A 20597-nucleotide genomic window follows, 5' to 3' on the forward strand; every position below is an offset into this window, starting at 1 on the left:
CGAAGGAAATTTTCGTGGTCTCTTTATTCGTCTATTCCGGGATATGACGCTAGATTGACCAGAGGAGCAGGGCGACCCATCAGAAAGCCTTGGGCTGTGCTACAGGATGTATGGCGCAGCATGTCGAGTTGTGCAGTCGTTTCAACGCCTTCGGCCACGACTTCCATCGACAGGGCATGACCCAGTGTCATGATGGCGCTGACAATGCTTTCGGCCTGGGGATCATTCAGCATGTCCCGTATGAAAGACCGGTCGATCTTGATCCGGTCGAACGGGAAGCTTCGTAGGTAATTGAGGCTTGAGAAGCCAATCCCGAAATCATCCATGACGATCTTTACGCCCAGGGTACGGATCTTGCTCATGGTGTCCAGATTGCGCTGGACAGCTTCCAGGAAAATGCTTTCGGTCAATTCGAGTTCGAGCCGGTCCGCAGCCAGACCTGTCTGAAACAGGGTCTGGATTACAGCGGCGTACATGTCATCATGCAGGAACTGGACGGCAGAAATATTGACGGCGATCCTGATATGGGCGGGTAGTCTGCTTGCCTGAGCGCATGCTTCAAGCGGAACCCAACGGCCGATCGGAACGATGAGGCCGCTCTCTTCTGCAATGGGGATGAACTCGTTTGGGGAGATCACGCCTTTCACGGGGTGCTGCCAGCGCAGAAGAGCTTCAACGCATTCGACTGTATTGGTTTTGAGGCAGATGAGCGGCTGAAACTCCAGAAAGAACTGGTTCGTCTCGAGTGCGTGTTGCAGGTCATGCTCCAGTTCGGAGCGATGCTGGATGTCTGCCTGCATGACCGGGTTGAATCTTACCCAGTCCGGTGACTGGAGACGGCGAGCCTCGTTCAGGGCCAGTTCGGCGTAATGACATGCCGTTTCGAAGCGATAGGTATCAAACGGAATGACACAGCAGCCGATACTGGCGGTCAGATGAATCCTGTGCCCCGCAACTGAAAGCGTTGTGTGAAAAACGTCACGGATGATCTGGGCCCAGCGGGTCGCCTGAGCCGGATGCTCATAGGGAAAAGGGCAGAAGATGGCGAATTCATCCCCAGCCGGGCGCGCGATGATGCAGTCCTCGGTCAGAAATGTTTTCAGGCGCTGTCCGACCTCGGTCAGGACACGGTTGGCGACCTGGGTGCCGTAACGCTCGTTGATGGTACGAAAACGGTTGATGTTGGCGTGCAAGAGAATGCCTGCAGGCTGCTGGGTTGTCCCGTTTCCGAAAAAGGCTGCAAGACTTTTCTGGAACTTGTCCTTTCCGTACAGTCCTGTCGCAGTGTCCGGAGCAGAAGTATCGAAGGCGATGGACATGGAATGGGGGAACATGATCGCCAGGGCCAGACAGTCCCGGTCCCGACGGCGCAGGGGCGTCAGTCTGAACTGGACATGCAGGACCTGTCCTTCCAGTGTTCGGAACATGCCGGGACGATAACTGTTGTCTGGCGGGGCCTTGAGCGCACCGGACAGAATGTCGCGCAGGGTAGGAAAATTTTGCAGATCGGTTCCGACGCAGGAAAGGAGCGGCCTGTTGGCTTCGATAATCCGGCCCTGATACAGAATGGCCAGTCCTTCGCTGGCGGCATCGGCGAGATGATGGATGGGAAAGAGGGCCATGACGTTTTTCCCGAGCGCAGGCTCTGGAGGGTGGCCATCCGTACATTGTCGGCCTCCTTCCCCGCTGCTTTCTCTAGGAATATTCACGATCATTTCCGTCCCTTTGTCCTCCAGGAAGATGACCCGGTTTCTGTTAAGAAACTGGAAATGTCAGACAGTCAGGAAACACTCTAACTGAAACAAAATGTTTCAATTAAGAGAACGAGATACAATGAGTTACAAAGTGCTGACCATTTTACCGCCTCGTGAGCGGTATGAAGCGGGACGGGCAGGGGCGATTTCCCTGCTTGTCAGCCGGATTGCGGGCATTTCGGACGTCGTGGCTGGCCTGGGACAGATCAGGATGCCTTTACCGGGTGGTCAGTATTTTCCGTTAATCCTGCCTCGTGTTCCCCTGCCGTCAGGGTGGCGTCTGCGTCTGGCATGTATGTCAATGGTGCGCTCCTGCCAGCCGGCTTTGACGGAAATTCACAACCGGCCTGATCTGGCGCGTTTTCTGGCGCGATTCGGGCCTGTCAGGCTGGTTTTGCACAATGATCCCTGCACGATGCGCGGCGCGCGCTCGGTACGGCAGCGGGAGGAACTAGCGCGGCATGTTCTGGTCTGTGGTGTTTCAGAGTGGGTCATCCAGCGTTTTCGTGAGAACTGCGGTTCGATCCGGACTGAAATGCAGCCCAACTGTATCGATCTGTCTGCCTTGCCATACAGTCCTTTTGCCCAGAGGCAGAAGACGATCCTGTTTGCAGGCCGGGTCGTCGCGGACAAGGGCGTGGATGCGTTTGTAAGGGCCTGGGGGGCAGTCCGTGCGGCTCATCCGGAGTGGCGGGCCATTATTATGGGAGCAGACCGTTTTGGGCCTGAGTCGCCAGAAACGCCTTATCTGGAAAAGCTGCGGCCTCTTGCTGCGACCGCAGGGGTCATGATGACGGGATATGTGCCTCATGACGGGGTGCTGAAAGCCATGGCCGAGGCTGCCATCGTTATGGTGCCCAGTCGCTGGCAGGAACCGTTCGGTATGACGGCACTGGAAGCCATGGGATGTGGTGCGGCGGTCGTGGCGTCGCCTAAGGGAGCATTGCCGGATCTGGTTGGGGATGCGGCGCTCTTGGCGGACCCTGATGAGCCGGGTGCGCTGGAGCAGGCTTTGAGCCGTCTGATGGATGACGATCATCTGAGAGAACAGCTGGGAATAAAAGGCCGGGAGCGGGCTGCCCTGTTTGATGTCGGGGCAGCCCGGACGCGACTTGGGGAATTGCGGCGGGAGGCAATTGCGTTTGCTCACCGCGCGCCGCAGCCCTGATGGCTTCAGTCCCGGGCGGGAGGGGCCATGAAGGTGGGGTCGATGGGGTTCGGGACGTGACGGGCCAGGATTTCGTCAACGGCCTTCTTTTCCTCATCGGTCAGGGACCAGCCGAACACATCCTTTACGCCTGAGACCTGCTCTGGCTTGCGGGCACCCCACAGGGCGATGACAGGGCCCTGATCCAGAACCCAGCGAACGGCAAAGGCCATGACGGACTTGCCGCGCTTCTGGGCCAGCTTTTCGAAGTCCTCGACAGCAGCGAGGTATCTCTCGAAATTCGGCTTCTGGAACTTCGGATCGTTCGAGCGCAGGTCGTCTTTCGGGAAGGTTGTGTCGCGGTTCATCTTGCCCGTCAGCAGGCCGCGGCACAGCGAGCCATAGGCGAGAATGACGGCGTTGTGCTTCTCGGCGTAGGGCAGGATGTCCTTTTCGATGGTGCGTTCGAAAAGATTCAGCGGCGGCTGGATCGTGGCGAGGGGAGCGACTTCGCGGAAAATGTCCATCTGCTCAGGCGAGAAGTTGCTCACGCCGAGGGCGCGGATCTTGCCTTCCTGATGGAGTTTCTGGAGTTCGCGGGCGCTCTCGTCGATCGGGGTTTTGTCGTCGGGCCAATGGATCTGCTCGAGATCGATTGTCTCAACGCGCAGACGGCGAAGCGAATCCTCGACTTCCTTGCGGATGCGGGCCGGGCGGGAATCCCGGAAAACTTTCATGTTCTTTTCGTCTTCGCCGACCCAGTGCAGCCCGAGTTTCGTGGCGACATGCGCCTTGTTGGGCTTCTCTGCGAGCGCCCGACCAACGATTTCCTCGGAATGGCCGAAGCCGTAAACCGGGGCGGTGTCGATCAGGTTGATGCCTTCATCAATGGCGGCGTGGATGGTGCGGACGCCATTGTCATCATCGGGGCCGCCCCACATCCAGCCGCCAATGGCCCATGTGCCGAGTGCAACACGGGAAAGGGAGGTGTCGATGCCGGGGATGCGGATGGTGTCGGAAGCCATGAGTGTCTCCACTTGAAATGGACAGTAACGAAAAAGCGTATCGCGCTGGAAGTGGTTGCATGAAATCGTGAAACCTTCCATCCACGCCAGATGCGTTTCTCTCCTTCCGTCCTGACCCGGATCGGCCGCTGGGCTGCCGTGGTCCTGCCTCTGGCCCTGACGCATGTGCGTGTGGCAGGTGAGGCCGATCTTGATCTTCTGGCCGTTTTGCTTCTGCTGCATTCGGGCCTGACCGGGCGGCGTCAGGGCGGATGGGACTGGTTCCGGGAGCCTTGGGTCGTAGCCACGTTCTGCTGGTGGGGCTGGCAGGTTCTGTGCACGCTGTGGGTGGCGCCAGGGCATGGGGCGCTGACGCAGTCTTTGCTGGCGATCCGTTTTCCACTCGCAGCCGCCGCTTTGGGCTGCTGGGTGCTGAAGGATGCGGTCTGGCGCCGGCGTGTGCTGTGGCTGACCTGTGCGTGCGGGATTTATATCGCGTTGCAGATGCTGATCCAAGCGGTATTCGGGCGCAATCTGTTCGGGATTCCGCGCTTTCATGATGGAACGCTGACGGGGCCGTATGCGCATCCGCGGGCTGCAGCACCTCTGTCCCGGCTGATTTTGCCGCTGCTGATGGTCGGATGTGCTGCGGCCGAAGGGGCTCGCAGCCGTCTGGTGCGGACACTGGGGCTGTGCATGGCCACGGTTCTGGCAGTTGGAATTATGGTTCTGGCCGGGCAGCGGATGCCGCTTGCACTGTCCCTGCTGGGGATCGGGGTGTGTGCGCTGCTCTATCGGCCAATGCGTCCGGCAGCACTGGCGGCGGCGGCGATGCTGCCGGTTCTGGTGCTGGTGGCGCGGGTGTTCTCGCCGGGCAGCTTCTTCCATCTCGTAACGCTGGCGCGGCAGCAGCTGACGCATTTTGGCCAATCGCCCTACGGGGAAATCTACACCCATGCGGTCGTGATGGCACAAGCGCATCCCTGGATCGGACAGGGGTATGACGCTTACCGACATTTCTGTTCGGATCCGGCCACGTTCCATGGGCTGGCGTGGCTGTCCAACGCCGTGCCGGAGAAGGGATGGCTGGATCTGTGTGTGCAGCATCCGCACAACCATTACCTTCAGGCGCTGGTCAATGCCGGGGTGCCGGGGCTTATCCTGTTCATATTGATGATCGCGACCTGGCTGAAGGCGATCTGGCCGGGGCGGAATGGTGCGGCCATTTCGATCGGCCTGTTTGCGGCGGTGTTTATCCAGGAATGGCCGATCGCGTCGTCGTCGGACTTCTTGAACCTGCCCCTGAGCGGCTGGGGCTTCCTGCTTCTGGGGCTGGCGCTGGCCTATCGGACATTCCGGGATGGGGACGGGTTTCAAGCGGGCAAGGACCGGCCTATATCGTAAGGCAGATTACGGAGGCCTTATGTCCAGCACCCCTGACACAACTGCGACCCCGGCACGGACCGGAACCGTTCCCGTGACGGTTCTCACCGGCTTTCTCGGCGCCGGCAAGACGACGCTTCTCAATCATATCCTGACGGCCGAGCATGGCCGCAAATATGCGGTTGTCGTGAACGAGTTCGGCGAACTCGGGATCGATAATGACCTCGTGGTGGATGCCGACGAGGAAGTGTTCGAAATGAACAATGGCTGCATCTGCTGCACGGTGCGCGGGGATCTGATCCGCATTCTGGGCAGTCTGCTGCGCCGGCGGAATCGCTTTGACGGTATCATTGTCGAGACGACCGGACTGGCCGATCCGGCTCCGGTCGCGCAGACGTTCTTCGTGGACGAGAACCTGCGGGAGAAGGCGCGCCTGGACGCGGTTGTGACGGTTGTGGATGCGTTCAACGTCATGGAAACGCTGGATGAAAGCCCCGAGGCTGTGAACCAGATCGCGTTTGCGGATGTGATCGTGCTCAACAAGGTTGATCTTGCGGATGAAGAACGCCGCAAGGAGATCGTGGCCCGTCTGCGCAAGATTAATGCGGTGGCGCAGATCCATGAGGCGCAGCATGGCGGCGTGAAGCTGACGGATATTCTTGGTCGTGGCGGCTTCGATCTGACGCGTGCGCTCAAGACGATGCCGGACTTTCTGGAGAACGAGCATCACTCGCACGAAGAGGGCATCACCAGCATTTCTCTGAGTATCAAGGACCTGATCGACCAGCGCCGTTTTCAGGCCTGGATCGGGGCGATTCTTCAGGAGCAGGGCGCGGACATTCTGCGGGCCAAGGGCATCCTGCATTTCAAGGGTGAGAAGGACCGCTTTGCGTTTCAGGCCGTGCATATGATGGCGGATGGCGATTTCATCGGTCCGTTCCGTGAGGGTGAGAGCCGGGAATCTCGTCTGGTGTTCATCGGCCGCAATCTCAACCGTCCGCAGCTTCGTCGCGGTTTTGAAAGCTGCATTGCGGAATGATGGGTGATCTTCTGACGGACCGGGGCGGAGAGCGCCGGTTCGAGAGCCCCGTCGTGCATGTGGTCTCCGCACGGGATGGCAACAGCTTTGCGGCGCTGACGGCGGACGGGGAGCTTGTGCTTATCCCGCGGGACCGTCTGCGTGATCCGGAAAGCTGGACCGTTGTAGCTGCGCATGATGGCGGGCTGTGTCTGGCGCAGGATTGCGCTCCGGATGCGTTCCTGTCGGGCGGCGAGGACGGAAAGCTCGTCCGGACTTTCGCTGACGGGCGGAGCGAAACCCTGCATGAGGGCCGGCGCTGGATCGACTGCGTGGCGAGCACGCTGGACCATCTGGCGTTCTCGATGGGCAAGCAGATCGAGGTCCGCAAGGCGGAAGGACGGGAAACGCTCAAGGTTCTGGAGCATCCCTCGACCGTGACCGGCATCGTGTTCGATGCGAAGGGCAAGCGGATCGCAGCGTCACATTATAATGGCGCGTCGATGTGGTTCGTGCAGGCCAAGGTCGATACCGTGCGGCCGTTTGAATGGAAGGGCAGCCATATCGCGATTGCTATCCATCCGGGCGGCGAGGCGCTGGTGACATCCATGCAGGAAAATGACCTGCATGGCTGGCGTCTGTCGGACGGGCATAACATGCGCATGAGCGGCTATCCGAAGCAGGTGAAATCGCTGGCGTTTACGCGCAATGGCCGCTGGCTGGCAACGGCCGGTGCGGATGCGATCATCCTGTGGCCGTTCTTTGGCGGCGGGCCGATGGGTAAGGCGCCGGCCGAACTGGCGCGTCTGCCGGGGCTGTTCGTCAGTGCGGTCTGTCCGAACCCGAAGGAAGACATCATCGCGGCGGGCTATGAAGACGGGACGGTCGTGCTCGCGGAAATCGGTGGCAATAACCAGCGCGTCCTGCCGCTGTGCTCCGGACAGGATACGAAGCGTGGAAAGGTCACGTCGCTGGCCTTCACGCCTCAGGGCGGGTCTCTGGTTTTCGGGACGGAAGACGGCGTTCTGGCCGCGATCGATCTGTCCAGCGGGGACTGATTGTCGGAACTGATGTTACAGGGGAACGGGCCGGTCTGATTGTTCAGGCCGGCCCATTTTCTATGTCGCCGGGCTGGAGATCGCCTGTGGCGTCAGGGGCCTGTTTGCGTGCGAGGGATTCCAGATGGGCACGATAGGCATCGTAATGTTCGGGGGCGGCGTGTCTGAAATCGGGGTCTTCGAGATGGGGGACGCGTCCGTGATGGCCGAAATTGACCAGACGCGCCTCAAGCAGATGCACCTTGCCCAGAATGTCGGACTGGATCAGCAGGACGGCGAGGGATGAGCCGATGAATGGTCCGAAAAGATAGATCCACAATCCGTTCCAGTTACCGGCAAACAGGTCCGGGCCGAAGCTGCGGGCGAAATTGGCACTGTTGCCGGACATCCAGGCGGTGATCGGGTTCATGACGAAGAAGAACAGGCCGCCAATCCAGGGCGTGATCCACTTGTAACGGGGATGGGCTGCCAGCCAGTACAGCATCATGATGAGCAGACCGGTCACGAGGATTTCGGAGCCGAGCGCATACCAGATCGAGATATCGGTATAGGGGACGGTCGCGCCGTAATGCACTTCCGTCGAGAACAGGTGCCAGGGCTTGAAGATGATCCCGAAAGCATAGACGGCGCCGGTGCCGAGTGCAGCGCCCAGGATCTGCGCGATAATGTAGCCCAGTGCGTCGATCCAGACGATTTTCTTCGACAGCATGAAGGCGAGGGTGACGGAGGGGTTAAGATGGGCGCCGCTGACTTTTCCGAACGGCGTCATGGCGGCGACCGTGCCCGCGAGACCGAAGCAGAGGCCGCACAGGGCGGTCTGCAAGGTAGGATAAGGGGCGAGCAGGGTGCTGAAGAATGTGCCCGGTGCAGACAGGAAGATCACGCAGGTCAGGCCCGCAATCATCAGGATGGCGGTGGCGAGTGTCTCGCATCCGTAAAGATTCCAGTGGAACGGCCGTTCAGGATGGGGATCACCGGCAAGGGGGCGGTCGTGGAAGTGGATATGGAAATGTGGCCAGTGGATCTGGGGGATCTTGATGTGTGGAAGATGGAAGTGGGGAAGGTGCAGATGGGGGTGATGTGTCTCCCGAGTGCTTTCTTCCTCTTCCGGAACGGATTTCTGTTCTGACATGACCTCGTCCATGTATTCGTGGCGGTACGATGCGCGAAACACATGACATCCATTGCGGAACTCTTCGCGGCGTCTCTCTAATATGTAGGAGCACTTTGCGTCTACTGGGGTCACGATGCCGTGACGATGTCCGGGATTGAGTCGTCATACGGGCCGATTGATGATGGTTATATGTTATGATTCCGGAACATATTTCGCTGACCGGTTCACGCTGGATTGTGCAAGGATGAAATAACGCTATGTTCGTGCCATGCAGAGCACGGATTCCATTCAGAAAAAGAATTTGAAGACAGTGCTTTCATCGGACGTTCCGGCTGATCCGACTGCATACGGGGATCTGCAGGCATTTTCGGATCTCGATCTCGACGATATTGCCGTTGCCGCAGCGGCGCTCTGCCGGGCGCCGATTGCGCTCGTCAGTATTCTGGACGGGGACCAGCTCTGGTTTTCCGCGCGGTTCGGAACGGACCAGCCAAGGGGCGCGCTTGCCAATTCCGGCTGTGCTGCGGTGATTGCGCTCAGGGCGCCGGTTGTGATCCCGGACATGATGGCGGATCCTGACACGCGGAAGAACGGTCTTGTCTGCGGCGTGCCGGGTCTGCGGTTCTATGCCGGATATCCGCTGTTTACGGCCGAGAACGAGATTTTTGGCACGCTGTGTGTCGTGGATCTTGAGACACGCCCCGAAGGTCTTTCGCCGCAGGAGCATAACGGGCTGGGGGCTCTGGCACGGCAGGCCATGCGTCTTATGGGGATGCGCCGGGAGACGGTGGCGCAGGAGCGGCGTCTGGCCGCCCAGCAGATCCGCCGCGAACGCGCCACGCGACAGGCACGGCAGGCCGATGCGGAACGGCGCCGGGCCGTCGAAAAATACGCCATCCAGCAGGCTGCGGGCGCAGCCGGGGGCGTGGGAATTTTTGAATATGATCTGGGCAGCGGGGATATTGCCGTCTCCCCGGAAGTTTGCCGGATCATCGGTGTGCCCGTCAGGGAGATCGTGACGGCGGCTGAGTGGGTCATGTGCGTGCATGAGGAGGACAGAGCGCAGATTCCGGTTCTGGCACAGCTGCTGGACGGGTCCGCGCCTCTGAAGCTGGAATACCGCATCATCCGCGCGGACGATCTGAAGGAACGCTGGATCCTGCGTCAGGGCGTGCTGGACCGTGACGAGGACGGCCGCCCCATCCGGCTGATCGGCACGATTCAGGACATCACGCCCGAACGGAATGCGATCAGCCGTTTGACAACGCTTCTGGCCGTCGGAGACGCTTTGCGGACGGCCACGACGCGACAGCAGGCGCTCGATGAAGCGTGCCAGCTTCTGGGCAACCGGCTTGATGTTCAGCGGGTTGGGTTTTCAGCGGTTTCGGTGCGTGACGAACTCTTTACTGTCGAGCGGGGATGGTGCGCGCCCGATGTGCCGCCGATCGCGGGGAGCTTTTCGTTTCAGTCCTTCCGCCGGGTCTCGAATTTCCTGCGCAGCGGGGCGGTGCTCATTCTTGATGATCTCTCCAATCCGTCCTGGATGCATGAGGAGCAGGAAGCGTGCCGTGCGGTGCAGGTCGAGGCCCAGATTGTCGTACCGAAAATGGACCATGGCGAGCTGACGGGATGTCTGTTCGTTCACAGCGCAACGCCCAGGGAGTGGACGCTGGATGAGACGTCCTTCATCCGCATGGCTGCAGACCGGGTTTTCACGGCGCTTGACGAATGGGACGCCGAGGCGCGTCAGGAGATCGTCAATCATGAGATCCTGCATCGTCTGAAGAACACGCTGAGCATCGTGCAGAGCCTGGCCCATCAGGGCTTTCGGGGCGTGGACGATCAGGGGCCGCTGACGACCTTCACGTCCCGGCTGGTCGCGCTCAGTGCGGCGCATGACCTGCTGATGCGCCGGAACTGGCAGTCCACGGATCTCGCCAGTCTGGTCTGCGGGGTGCTGACGCCGCTGGGTGTGGAGAGCCGGGTTCTGGTGTCGGGGCCGTTTCTCAAGCTGGGGCCGGATACGGCGACGTCTTTTTCGATGCTGCTGCATGAACTGGCGACGAACGCCATGAAATACGGGGCGCTGAGCGTGCCGGAAGGCAAGGTCTCACTGGACTGGACGATTGCGGATACGGATGGCGGAACTGTCATGGCGCTGTGCTGGCGGGAGACGGGTGGTCCGGCCGTCACACCGCCGCAGCGGACGGGGTTTGGCGTGCGTCTTCTCAAGGCCGGACTGGGTCGATACGGAAAAACGGAACTTCGTTATGCTTCGACGGGTTTATGTGCAGATCTGACCGCCCCGACCCTGTCGCTCGCAACGATCTGATACTGACTGGAGACCCGTGATTTTTATGCCGGAGGACCCTGACACACGGCCAACGATCCTGATTGTTGAAGATATCGTGTTTATTCGCATGATGTCCGAGGACTATTTCGAGGATGCCGGCTTCAGGACTCTGAGCGCCCGGACGGCAGCGGAAGCAATTGCGTTTCTCGAAACGGATCCGTCGATCCGCTACCTGTTTGCTGACATCCATCTGCCGGATGGTGATGACGGGCAGAAACTCGCCGCCATCGCCCGCAAACGCTGGCCTCCGGTGAAAATCATCCTGACCTCGGCGGACATGCCGGCAGATCAGGTGCGCCTGCCGGTCCGTGGTATGTTTGTTCCCAAGCCTTACAGCCTCGACCGGATCAGGCAGACATTCGAGACGATGCCCTGATCCATCGGATCAGGTTTCGGGCTGGGATGCAGGGCGATCCGTATGGCCGAGGTCACGGTCAGGATCGATAACGTCCCGGACGCGCTGTTTCAGTTCCTTCGGGCCCGGAAAACCGCCGTCGCGCTTGCGCTCCCAGATCAGGGTGTCATTGACGTGGATTTCAAAGCGTCCTCCGGTATCGGGGATCAGGGCAACCTCACCCAGTGCCTGCCCGAAGGTGGACAGCAGTTCCTGTGCCATCCAGCCTGAACGGAGCAGCCAGTTGCACTGGGTGCAGTAGCGGATGGAAATGCGGGGCAGCGGCGTTGTCATGAGTGGCTCCTGTTGAGGCTGTAGGATGTTCCGGTGACACAGACTGTCATGAGGTTTTCACGCGTCAAAGTCTTCGCGAGGCGGGCAGTGAACGTTAAGGATACGGATTGTTCTTTCCTTACTTCCTTCCTTTGTCCTGACTGGAACTTGCTGGCCCATGCATTCTGCCTTTCGTCTGCCCGTTGCGTTTGTCCTGTGTGCGACTGCTCTCTCCGGCTGTGCGTCTTCAACGCATGAAACTGCTTCGGTTCAGGCTGGGATCCTGCCGGACAGCGCTGCTCCGGACGAACGCCTTGTTCTTGCCCCGCCTCCTGCGCCTGACAGTGCTGCGCAGCTGGATGATGACCGGGTGTTCCGTGTGACGCGTGCGCTGAAGGACACGCCGCGCTGGACACTTGCGCAGAGCGATGCGGATCTGTCGCCAGACCATTTGGTCCGGGATTTTTCCTGTGCGGCGGGTTTTGACATTGATCTGGCCAAGGCGCCGCATCTGGCCCGCGTATTGGAGCGGATCCGTCATGTCGTTGGTCACCGGACGTCTGAGGTCAAGAAATACTGGCATCGCACCCGGCCTTTCGTGGGCACGAACCTGCCGATCTGTACGTCGCCTGAAGGGCTGGGGCTGCATGCCTCCTATCCGTCCGGTCATACGACAGCGGGATATGGGATGGCGCTGCTTCTGGCGCATCTGATGCCAGAACATGCTTCTGCCATTCTTCAGCGCGGGCGTGTGTTTGGAGAAAGCCGGATCGTTTGTGGCGCGCACTGGAAGTCTGACGTTCAGGCCGGGTATCTGAACGCTTCAGCACTGATGGATACGCTGCTGGCCAATCCGGAGCTTCAGGACGATCTGGCTGCGGCGCGTCGCGAACTGCTCGCGATGCAGGGGGACGCTGCGGCTCCTGACGCCGGCCGATGCGCCGTAGAGCATGATGCTGCGGTGCACTCGCTGCTGACAGAGCCATAAGAGGCTGCAGAGTAGCGTGCTAAAAGATCAGGACGCCGCTTTTTCACTTTCGGAAGGTGTTAGCGCGGGCTGGACAGATGGTGGGGAATGGTTGTGGTGACGCCCGCGGTCATTGGCTTCCATGAACCGGTCGGCCAGACTGCTGTAGAGCGAATGTGGGCAGATCATTTTTGACACGCCGAACGCCAGGAAGGAGGTGGCCAGCAGGGCCAGCGTGACCTGCTGGTTGTCGCACATTTCCATGACGATGATCGTCGCTGTCAGAGGCGACTGCGACATGCCGCAGAAATACGCGACGGTGCCGAGAAGTACGACAGCACCAGGCGTGGTGTGGGGGAGGAACTGTTCCACCCAGCCGCCGATCCCCGCACCAATGGCGAGGGATGGTGCGAACATACCGCCCGGAATGCCGGAGCAGTATGAGACGATCATCGCCAGATATTTCAGGATGAAGAATGAAGCCGGGTAATGCTCGGTGCCGTTGAAAATGGCACGGGCCTGATCATAGCCCGTGCCGTAAGTTGCGCCCTTGGAGACGAGACCGATCAGGGCGAGCACGAAGCCGCAGGCGGCGGCAAAAGCGATCGGGCGTGTGGCGGCAAACTGACCCATGCGGCCGGGAATGCCACGCGATGCCTTGATGAGAATGGCCGAGAAGCTGCCACCCGCGAGGCCGCCAAGAATGCCGCAGGTCAGGACCGCGATCCACGCCGTACCGACCGGCACGTCCACATCTGCATGGCCGAAATAGGTGTAGTTTCCGATCAGTGCGATGGCGGTGACGCCGGATAGAACCACAACCGTCAGGGTGCGGCCCGAGGTCTTCTGTTCGAAGGAGTGGGACAGCTCCTCAATGGCGAACATGATGCCCGCTAGCGGCGTGTTGAACGCGGCCGCCATGCCGGCAGCGCCACCGGCGAGGATCATGCTGCGTCGGGCGGCGATGTTGGATTGTCCCAGCAGGCGGGAAAAAGCGTGCATGATGGACGCGCCGACCTGAACGCTGGGGCCTTCACGGCCAATGGAGGCGCCGCAGATCAGTCCGAAAGACGTCAGCAGGATCTTGCCGAGGGACGTCTTGAGGGACAGCACGCGGTCCACGACAGTGACGTTCTCGATATGCAGGGTCGCGATCGTCTGGGGGATGCCGGAGCCCTGCGCGCCTTTGAAGATGGTGCGCGTGGCCCATGTTATGAGGGCCAGCCCTGCAGGGGCGACGACCAGCATGGCGGTGGGATGCCAGGCCACGATGTGATGACGTACGCCAGCCGCCCAGTCACCCAGCCGGGCGAACAGGACAGCCACGATGCCGACCAGAACCGCGCCTACCCAGTAAACCGCCGTGCGGCGCCACTGGTTTGTCGTCACCTTGGCCGAGCGACGCAGATGCAGGATGCGGTCCTTGCGGCGCATGGCATGCTGCGAAGAGCGGGTGTCCGTCACCGGAGGCTCGGGAGGAACAGCGGCGACGGGAGAAGGAGGCGGTGTATCGGCCAATATTCGGACGTCCGGGAGGGAGGGTCAGGCTGTGGAGGATACGCCCGGTTCAGGCCCGTGCGCTGATAATCTGCACCTGCCACCAACGCGGGAGGAGGGTCAAGGGTTCTCGACCGATGGGGCGCAGAAGGGCCAATCCGCCTCCAACTGTGTCATAAACCGCACGGTCAGGGCGGATTCGCCACGGTTCTGAACGGGCGTCAGCTCAGGACCAGAGCGCCGGAATGCTTGGCCTTGTCTTCGGGCTCGACATGGATGTGGATGGAGGCGCGGCCAAGTTCCGAGCGGATGGCGGCCTCGATCTGGTCGCAGATCTCGTGGGCATCGTGGACCGTAAGCGTGCTCGGGACCACGAGATGGAACTCCACGAAGGAAAGGGCGCCGACCTTGCGGATGCGCAGGTCATGGGCCTCGAGCGCACCCGTGGCGCTTTCGGAAATCACGGCCTTGACCGCATCCATCTGTTCGGGCGAGGGCGCTTCGTCCATCAGCCCGGACAGGGAGTGCTTCATCATGGAGAAGCCCGCGCGCATGACGTTCAGCGCCACCAGAGCGGACAGCACGGCATCGAGCCGGTCCCATTTGAACAGCGGGATCAGCGACACGCCGATAACGAGTGCTACCGTCGCCCAGACATCCGAGACCACATGCTCGCCCGCAGCCTGAAGGGCCTGTGAGGACTGTTTGCGGCCGACCGTGATCAGGGTGCGGCCCCAGGCGAGATTGACCAGTCCGGCCAGCGCATTAAGCGCGACACCGGAGAAGGGCGCGTTGACCGGTTCGGGGTGGCGCCAGTCATGGATGGCGATGACCAGAATGCCGATGGCGGTGAGGACGACCAGCACGCCTTCGATGACGGCGGAGAGATACTCCGCCTTGCCGTGGCCATAGGGGTGGTTATCGTCGGCGGGAAGGGCTGCAACGGACATGGCCCAAAGCGTTCCGACGGCTGCGACGACATTCAGGATGGTCTCGATCGCGTCAGACAGCAGGGCTTCCGAGCCCGAGACCAGATAGGCCGCGTATTTGATGGCCAGCACCACCACACTCAGCACGATAGAGGCGCGGGCGACCTTGATGCGGGTGGATGTCATGACATGTCCTCAGCAGCAGGGCTGGTGCGTGTCGCAGACTGAAGGCCGGGTTTCAAGCTGGAAAGTAGGATGGGCGATGTCAAAACGCGTCCGGATGAGTTCGGCAGCGCGGGCGATGACCAGATCCGTGCTGACGGGTTTCGTGGGATCGCAGACGAGGTGAACGGTCAGGGCGGTCTCGGTCGTGCTCATGGCCCAGATATGCAGGTGATGCAGTCCGGAGACGCCATCAAGCGACAGGAGCGCGGCCTGCACGGCGTCAGGATCGATTCCCGCCGGGACGGCATCGAGCGCCAGGTTCAGCGAGCTCCGCAGTAGCGACCATGTTCCGATCACGATGGAAACCGATACGATCAGGCTCATGATCGGGTCGATGATCGTATAGCCCGTGAACGCGATCAGCAGCCCCGCGATGACGACCGAAAACGCCATGACGGCATCGGCCGCCATGTGCATGAAGGCACCACGGATGTTGAGGTCGCTCGATGCGCCTTTCATGAAGAGCAGGGCTGTCACGGCATTGACGGCAATCCCGACCAGCGCCACCCAGCTGATGACCTCGCCCTGGACAGTCTGGTGCGAGAACAGGCGCAGGACGGATTCCCAGACGATGCCACCGGTGACGAGCAGCAGGATCGTGGCGTTCGCAAGGGCCGAAAGGATTGTCGAGCGGCGCAGGCCGTAGGTAAAGCGCGCGCTGGACGGGCGCGTGGCCAGAACCTGCGCCAGCCAGGCCCCGGCGAGGCCAAGCACGTCTGACAGATTGTGTCCCGCATCCGCCAGCAGAGACATGGAGTGGGCCCAGACGCCCCACAGGGCCTCCCCCGCGACATAGGCCGTGTTTAAAAAAATGCCGACGGCAAAGGCCGTGCCAAAACTCGCAGGGGCATGAACATGGGCATGCCCGAAGCCGAACCCATGACTGTGCCCGTCACAATGGTCGTGATCATGGTGATGGTCATCATGATCATGGTCCACATGATCATGCGCGTGATGCTCATGAGGAAGGGTGGTGCCATGATGATCGTGATCGCAGGCGCAGTCGTGATGGGGATCTGAGGTCATGGAGGCCAGTGCTGTGAGAATTGAGGGACGACCTTACTGCATGTGAGGCGGTCGTCCCATATCTATTGCCGAACCGTGCGCGGCATGGTGTCGTGACTGATATGAACGGCAGCGCTCCTGATGCGTCAGGGGTGTGAACACGAAGAAGGATAAAGAGACGATGGCTGAAAAGCGTATTCTCATGATCGCGGGTGATTTCGTCGAGGATTATGAAATCATGGTGCCGTTCCAGATGCTGCTTCTGGTCGGGCACAAGGTCGATGTCGTCTCGCCGGGCAAGAAGGCCGGGGAGCAGGTCGCAACGGCCATTCATGATTTCGAGGGGCACCAGACCTATACCGAAAAGCGCGGCCATAACTTCACGCTGAACGCGACCTATGCGGGTGTGACGGCCGACGCCTATGACGCGCTGGTCATTCCGGGCGGTCGCGCGCCGGAACAGCTCAGCACCGATGAGAGTGTGCTGGATCTGGTCCGCGCTTTCGTCGAGAGCGGCAAGCCGGTCGCGGCTGTCTGTCACGGTCCGCAGCTTCTGGCGGCGGCAGGCGTTATCAAGGGGAAGAAGATCTCGGCCTATCCGGCCTGCCGGGCGGAAGTGCTGCTCGCCGGTGCCGAATACCAGTCCGTTCCGATGGATGGTGCGGTGACGGACGGCCAGTTCGTGACGGGACCGGCCTGGCCCGCGCATCCCGCCTGGATCGGGCAGTTCCTCAAGGTTCTGGGCACGCAGATCACGCCGTAAGGGATTTGCGCTAAGCGTTCACAACACTGTGGCGAAACGTAGCCTGAAATCGTAGAGAGGGAGCATGACGACTTCCTCTCATTCTCCCGATCCGCAGCCCAGACAACGCAGCGGCAGTTTTGGCCGTGCGGAAGGCCTCATGGAGCGCGCGTTTTTCGCGACACGCTGGATTGCGGCGCCGCTCTATTTTGGTCTGACGGTTGGCCTGCTTCTGGTGGCCTTCAAGTTCTTCCAGCAGCTGCTCGGGCTGGTACTGAAAGCCTCAGGGCTGGATTTCGACGACGTGTTCGTCGGCGTTCTGGACCTGATCGATCTGGTTCTGCTGGCCAACCTGCTGCTGATCGTCATGTTCTCGGGGTACGAAAATTTCGTCTCGCGCCTCGATATCCGCAGCCATGAGGATTATCCGAGCTGGATCGGGCATGTCACGTTCGGGGACATCAAGATCAAGCTTATGGCCTCGATCGTGGCCATGTCCGCGATCCATGTGCTGGCAGACTTCATCCGCGTGGACGAGACCTCGACGCGGGCTCTGGAATGGAGCGTAGGTATCCATCTCGCCTTTGTCGTTTCCGGCGTGCTGATGGCCATTATGGACCGGATCATGGAAGGCTCCCCGGACACGCATCATGCTGATCCGGCGCCGGCTGTCTCGAAAACGGCAGGGGACGGGCACCACTGATGATCCGTATTACCGAACTGCGCCTGCCCCTGGATCATCCGGAAGAGGCGCTGCGTGAGGCTGTGCTTGCGCGTCTGAATATTGCCCCGGAAGGCCTGAAGGCCCTGCATGTGGCGCGTCGTGGATATGATGCCCGCAAGCGTGGCCATATCGTGCTGGTCTATAATGTGGACTGCGATGTTGCCGATGAAGCCACGGTACTGGCGGCGCATGAAGGCGACCAGCATGTGCGGCCGACGCCGGACATGACCTATCATCCGCCGGAAGCGACGCTGCCTGAAGGCATGCCGCGTCCCGTCGTGATCGGCGCGGGACCGTGTGGGATCATGGCGGCGCTGACGCTGGCACAGGCCGGATTGAAACCCATCATCATCGAGCGTGGCAAGGATGTACGTTCCCGGACGGTCGATACGTTCGCACTGTGGCGCAAATCCGTCCTGACGCCTGAAAGCAACGTGCAGTTCGGTGAGGGCGGGGCGGGGACGTTCTCGGACGGCAAGCTCTATTCCGGCGTTTCGGACCCGCGCCATCTGGGGCGGCATGTTCTGGAAGAATTCGTGCGCGCGGGAGCGCCGGAAGAAATCCTGACCATTTCCAAACCGCATATCGGTACGTTCCGGCTGGTCACGATGGTCATGTTCATCCGCGCCGAAATCGAGCGTCTGGGCGGTGAGTACCGGTTCGAGACCCGCGTGGAAGGGTTCGACATGGAAGGCGAGGGTACGGAGCGGTGTCTGCGCGGCCTGCGTCTGTCCAATGGTGAAACGCTACCGGCGGAACGTGTCATTCTGGCTGTCGGACACTCGGCGCGCGATACGTTCGAGATGCTGCGTGATGCTCAGATGGAAATGGATGCCAAACCGTTCTCCATCGGTGTGCGGATCGAGCATCCGCAGTCGGTGATCGACGTGGCCCGTTTCGGGGCGAGCGCCGGGCATGAAATGCTGGGGGCGGCGGATTACAAACTCGTCCATCATGCCTCGAATGGCCGTGCGGTCTATTCGTTCTGCATGTGCCCTGGAGGGCAGGTCGTGGCGGCGACATCCGAAGAAGGACAGGTCGTCACCAACGGCATGAGCCAGTATTCGCGGGCCGAGCGTAATGCCAATAGCGGTATCGTCGTTGAAGTGAAGCCGGAACTGGATTTTCCGGACGACGTGCTGGGCGGCATGGCTTTTCAGCGGAAATGGGAAAAAGCTGCGTTCGTCGCGGGTGGCAGCAACTACAACGCGCCGGCGCAGAGGGTCGGGGATTTTCTGGCAGGCCGTCCGTCTACATCGCTCGGTGCGGTCGTGCCGTCATACCAACCGGGTGTGACGCCGACGGATCTGACGCAATGCCTGCCGGCTTTCGTGACGGATGCCATCCGCGAGGCCCTGCCGCAGTTCGAGCGCAAGCTGCGCGGATTTTCGATGGAAGATGCGGTCATGACCGGCGTGGAAACGCGGACGTCCTCTCCGATCCGGCTGCGTCGTGACCGTGAAGGGCAAAGTCCGACGCTGCGGGGCCTGTTCCCAGCGGGCGAGGGCGCAGGATATGCCGGCGGCATCCTCTCCGCCGGGATTGATGGTATCCGCGCGGCGGAGTGGCTGGCGGCCTCTCTTTAAGAGGCCGTCTCGTCGCCTTCCATGTGTTCGCCCGGAAGTTCTTTCGGGCGGATGAGAGCGATGGCACCGGTCACAAGGCTGGTGCCCAGCACGAAGATCTCCGCTGACAGAGGCAGGGTGAGGGCTGTGGGGCCGAACATGGGCACGAATTTCTGTGCCATGCCCTGCCCGATGGAGCCGAGCGCATAACCCAGTCCCATACCGAAGCTGCGTGTGTCAGACGGGAAGCGCTGTGCCAGATAATGTGGGACAAGGGCGAAGATGCCCGAAGCCGCCGCGCCCATGACGAAGGCGGCAATCAGCAGCATGTTCCAGCCAGGTGCACTCAGGAACGGCCATATTGTCAGCATCACGACAACCAGTGCACTGAGCATGACGCGGACTTCCCCGAACCGTTCGGCCAGCCAGCCGCAGAATACTTTTCCGCTGAATGATCCAAGGCAGTAGAGCGTGACGGGCCAGAAGACCGCCTGCTGCGTCAGATGATGGCTGCCGCGCAGGATCGTCGGATAATAGGTGTAGATCGCGGCTTTCTGGAATTCGAGAAAGCTCATAAACGCAATGGCCTGAAAGGCTGCGCCAGTCAGGCGGAATTTCGGACGCAGTTTCGGCTGGATATGTTCCCGGCGCCCCTGTGCCAGCCGGGCTTCGCGGTTGCGGAGCCAGACTGGGCTCTCGGGCACGCCAATCCGCACGAACAGCGCCAGAAGGGCCGGAGCCAGACCGATAAAGAACAGGATGCGCCATCCATAATGCGGCAGCACCAGTGCCTGCACGGCTGCGGCAACAAAATACCCGACTTCGTAGCCGGACATCATGAGCGCCGAAGCCATCGGGCGCGTCCAGGCTGGCACACTTTCCATCAAAAGTGCGGCCGATGCGGTCCATTCGCCCCCAAAGCCGATTCCGAACATGAACTGCACGGCCATGAGCACATAAAAGTGATGGGAGAGGCCTGTCAGAGCGGAAAAGACCGCAAACCACACCACGCCAAGCATGAAAGCAGGCTTGCGACCATAGCGGTCAGCCAGCCACCCCCAACCGGTATTCCCGACGGCACGTCCGATGGACTGTCCCATCAGAACAGCCCCCAGATCGGCAATCGTGCACCCGAAATCATGGGCGATATCCGGCAGCGTGAACATGAGTGTCGTCTGGTCAAAAGCGTCCAGAAACCAGCCCAGAAAAGACGCAAAAGTGACCTGCCAGTAGGGCAGGAGGGCACGCAGCGAGCCTTGGGAAGAAGGAGGTACGGCGGAGCGGGTCGTGGCATCCGTCATGCAGAAAGGTCCTGTCCCGGTCACGGAGAAAACCCGTGCCGAAGGGGTGTCACAGGCCCGGAAGAACATCCGGACGAGAAACCGTAACAGCTTTGTCCGGATTGATCGAACGAAGAGTTTGGAGGGGCACTGCAGAATAGGGCG

Annotated in this window: 18 protein-coding genes; 10 read left to right on the forward strand and 8 right to left on the reverse strand. The window is 60.8% G+C overall.

Annotation, left to right across the window (positions count from 1 at the left end):
• Nucleotides 1-23: 23 nt before the first annotated feature.
• Complete coding sequence (locus tag GRO01_RS01475) at nt 24-1622, reverse strand: putative bifunctional diguanylate cyclase/phosphodiesterase (protein WP_062507333.1); 1599 nt, start codon at nt 1620-1622, stop codon at nt 24-26.
• A gap of 211 nt (nt 1623-1833) precedes the next feature.
• Here GRO01_RS01475 and GRO01_RS01480 point away from each other — a divergent pair, with 211 nt between their 5' ends.
• Nucleotides 1834-2922, forward strand: a complete 1089-nt coding sequence (locus tag GRO01_RS01480; protein ID WP_141306735.1) for a glycosyltransferase family 4 protein — start codon at nt 1834-1836, stop codon at nt 2920-2922.
• A 5-nt stretch (nt 2923-2927) separates the two neighbouring features.
• Here the strand turns inward: GRO01_RS01480 and GRO01_RS01485 are convergent, their stop codons facing one another.
• Nucleotides 2928-3926, reverse strand: a complete 999-nt coding sequence (locus GRO01_RS01485) for an aldo/keto reductase (protein ID WP_062507453.1) — start codon at nt 3924-3926, stop codon at nt 2928-2930.
• A 90-nt stretch (nt 3927-4016) separates the two neighbouring features.
• Here GRO01_RS01485 and GRO01_RS01490 point away from each other — a divergent pair, with 90 nt between their 5' ends.
• The 3 genes from GRO01_RS01490 to GRO01_RS01500 are packed head-to-tail and all read left to right on the forward strand — an operon-like array spanning nt 4017 to nt 7364.
• On the forward strand, nt 4017-5309 hold the full coding sequence (locus GRO01_RS01490; RefSeq protein WP_062507338.1) for an O-antigen ligase family protein: 1293 nt from the start codon (nt 4017-4019) through the stop codon (nt 5307-5309).
• A gap of 19 nt (nt 5310-5328) precedes the next feature.
• On the forward strand, nt 5329-6327 hold the full coding sequence (locus tag GRO01_RS01495; protein ID WP_062507340.1) for a CobW family GTP-binding protein: 999 nt from the start codon (nt 5329-5331) through the stop codon (nt 6325-6327).
• Nucleotides 6324-7364: a WD40 repeat domain-containing protein gene (locus GRO01_RS01500; RefSeq protein ID WP_062507342.1), complete on the forward strand. Its 1041-nt coding sequence runs from the start codon at nt 6324-6326 to the stop codon at nt 7362-7364. The genes GRO01_RS01495 and GRO01_RS01500 overlap by 4 nt, the downstream gene beginning before the upstream one ends.
• A 43-nt stretch (nt 7365-7407) precedes the next feature.
• On the opposite strand, the gene GRO01_RS01505 is transcribed toward GRO01_RS01500, so the two are convergent.
• Complete coding sequence (locus tag GRO01_RS01505; protein WP_083541207.1) at nt 7408-8403, reverse strand: MIP/aquaporin family protein; 996 nt, start codon at nt 8401-8403, stop codon at nt 7408-7410.
• A 385-nt stretch (nt 8404-8788) separates the two neighbouring features.
• On the opposite strand from GRO01_RS01505, the gene GRO01_RS01510 reads away from it, so the two are divergent.
• The gene (locus GRO01_RS01510) at nt 8789-10810 is read left to right on the forward strand and encodes a GAF domain-containing protein (protein ID WP_231490049.1); all 2022 of its coding nucleotides are present in this window, start codon (nt 8789-8791) and stop codon (nt 10808-10810) included.
• Between the two features lie 25 nt (nt 10811-10835).
• Nucleotides 10836-11207 (forward strand): response regulator, encoded by a 372-nt coding sequence (locus GRO01_RS01515; RefSeq protein ID WP_062507346.1) that lies wholly within the window; start codon nt 10836-10838, stop codon nt 11205-11207.
• A 9-nt stretch (nt 11208-11216) separates the two neighbouring features.
• On the opposite strand, the gene GRO01_RS01520 is transcribed toward GRO01_RS01515, so the two are convergent.
• The gene (locus tag GRO01_RS01520; protein WP_062507348.1) at nt 11217-11519 is read right to left on the reverse strand and encodes a SelT/SelW/SelH family protein; all 303 of its coding nucleotides are present in this window, start codon (nt 11517-11519) and stop codon (nt 11217-11219) included.
• A 157-nt stretch (nt 11520-11676) separates the two neighbouring features.
• Here GRO01_RS01520 and GRO01_RS01525 point away from each other — a divergent pair, with 157 nt between their 5' ends.
• Nucleotides 11677-12486: an acid phosphatase gene (locus tag GRO01_RS01525; protein WP_062507349.1), complete on the forward strand. Its 810-nt coding sequence runs from the start codon at nt 11677-11679 to the stop codon at nt 12484-12486.
• A 27-nt stretch (nt 12487-12513) separates the two neighbouring features.
• Here GRO01_RS01525 and GRO01_RS01530 read toward each other — a convergent pair whose 3' ends face one another.
• The 3 genes from GRO01_RS01530 to GRO01_RS01540 form a co-directional block, all read right to left on the reverse strand.
• On the reverse strand, nt 12514-13983 hold the full coding sequence (locus GRO01_RS01530) for a chloride channel protein (protein ID WP_371857368.1): 1470 nt from the start codon (nt 13981-13983) through the stop codon (nt 12514-12516).
• 200 nt (nt 13984-14183) lie between these two features.
• The gene (locus GRO01_RS01535; RefSeq protein ID WP_141306737.1) at nt 14184-15077 is read right to left on the reverse strand and encodes a cation diffusion facilitator family transporter; all 894 of its coding nucleotides are present in this window, start codon (nt 15075-15077) and stop codon (nt 14184-14186) included.
• A 9-nt stretch (nt 15078-15086) separates the two neighbouring features.
• Nucleotides 15087-16142, reverse strand: coding sequence for a cation diffusion facilitator family transporter (locus GRO01_RS01540; protein ID WP_062507353.1), 1056 nt, complete (start codon nt 16140-16142; stop codon nt 15087-15089).
• A 160-nt stretch (nt 16143-16302) separates the two neighbouring features.
• On the opposite strand from GRO01_RS01540, the gene GRO01_RS01545 reads away from it, so the two are divergent.
• The 3 genes from GRO01_RS01545 (at nt 16303) to GRO01_RS01555 (ending at nt 19173) form a co-directional block, all read left to right on the forward strand.
• Nucleotides 16303-16884, forward strand: coding sequence for a DJ-1/PfpI family protein (locus tag GRO01_RS01545; protein ID WP_062497638.1), 582 nt, complete (start codon nt 16303-16305; stop codon nt 16882-16884).
• A 64-nt stretch (nt 16885-16948) separates the two neighbouring features.
• A complete protein-coding gene (locus GRO01_RS01550) occupies nt 16949-17566 on the forward strand; it encodes a TIGR00645 family protein (protein WP_062507355.1) in 618 nt (205 codons plus the stop codon).
• On the forward strand, nt 17566-19173 hold the full coding sequence (locus GRO01_RS01555) for an NAD(P)/FAD-dependent oxidoreductase (RefSeq protein ID WP_062507357.1): 1608 nt from the start codon (nt 17566-17568) through the stop codon (nt 19171-19173). Before GRO01_RS01550 ends, GRO01_RS01555 begins: the two co-directional genes overlap by 1 nt.
• Here the strand turns inward: GRO01_RS01555 and GRO01_RS01560 are convergent.
• A complete protein-coding gene (locus GRO01_RS01560; protein ID WP_062507359.1) occupies nt 19170-20453 on the reverse strand; it encodes an MFS transporter in 1284 nt (427 codons plus the stop codon). The genes GRO01_RS01555 and GRO01_RS01560 overlap by 4 nt on opposite strands.
• Nucleotides 20454-20597 lie beyond the last annotated feature (144 nt).

It is taken from the genome of Gluconobacter roseus NBRC 3990, from assembly GCF_006538885.1.
Classification (GTDB): Bacteria; Pseudomonadota; Alphaproteobacteria; order Acetobacterales; family Acetobacteraceae; genus Gluconobacter; species Gluconobacter roseus.